Annotated in this window: 1 protein-coding gene; it reads left to right on the top strand. The window is 71.9% G+C overall.

What is annotated here, in order from left to right:
* Nucleotides 1-917: S8 family serine peptidase (locus BKN37_RS27350; RefSeq protein ID WP_165618425.1), on the top strand; the 917-nt coding region annotated here is incomplete at both ends.

Below are 917 nucleotides of genomic sequence, written 5' to 3'. Positions count from 1 at the left end.
CCACCGGACGAACCCGCGAACGGCCCCGGCGATCCGCGGCCCGGCCAGCCCGAGGATCCCGAGGTGCCACCGCCGCCGGCCGACGCGCCCGACGGGGTGGCCGGGGTGGCGCCGCACGCGGTGCTCATCTCCATCCGGCAGTCCTCCCGTGCCTACGAGTTGGTCAACCCCGGCCCCGGCGACACCCAGGCCCGCAAAAAGGCGGGCACCGTCGCCACCCTGGGCAGCGCCATCGTGCACGCGGCCAACCTGGGCGCCAAGGTGATCAATGTCAGCGTCACCTCGTGCGTGCCGGTCGCCGACCCGCTGGATCAGGGGGTGATCGGCGCCGCCGTCTGGTATGCCGCCATCGTCAAGGATGCGGTGATCGTCGCCGCGGCCGGCAACGACGGCGAAGACGAGTGCGCGCAGAACCCGTCCTTTGACCCGCTGGATCCGTCCGACCCGCGGGACTGGCACCAGGTCAAGACGGTGTCGTCGCCGTCGTGGTTCGCCGACTACGTGCTGTCGGTCGGCGCGGTCGACAACGCGGGTGCACCGATCAGCAAGAGCCTGGCCGGTCCGTGGGTGGCCGCCGCGGCCCCCGGTGTCGGGATCATGGGGTTGTCCCCGCAGACCGGTGGCCCGGTCAACGCCTACCCGCCGATCCGGCCCGGCGACAAAACCATGCCGTTTTGGGGGACGAGTTTCTCGGCCGCCTATGTCAGCGGGGTGGCCGCGCTGGTGCGCGCGAAATTCCCCGACCTGTCGGCGCATCAGGTGATCACCCGGATCGTGCAGACCGCGCACAATCCGCCCCGCGGCGTCGACAACCAGGTGGGCTACGGGGTGGTGGACCCGGTGGCGGCGTTGACCTTCGATGTGCCCACCGGACAGCGGCTGCCCCCGGGCGCGCAGAGCAGGATCATCACCCCGCC

This window comes from Mycobacterium talmoniae (assembly GCF_001854525.1).
Taxonomy (GTDB): Bacteria; Actinomycetota; Actinomycetes; order Mycobacteriales; family Mycobacteriaceae; genus Mycobacterium; species Mycobacterium talmoniae.
This window is presented reverse-complemented; position numbering and strand designations above follow the sequence as displayed.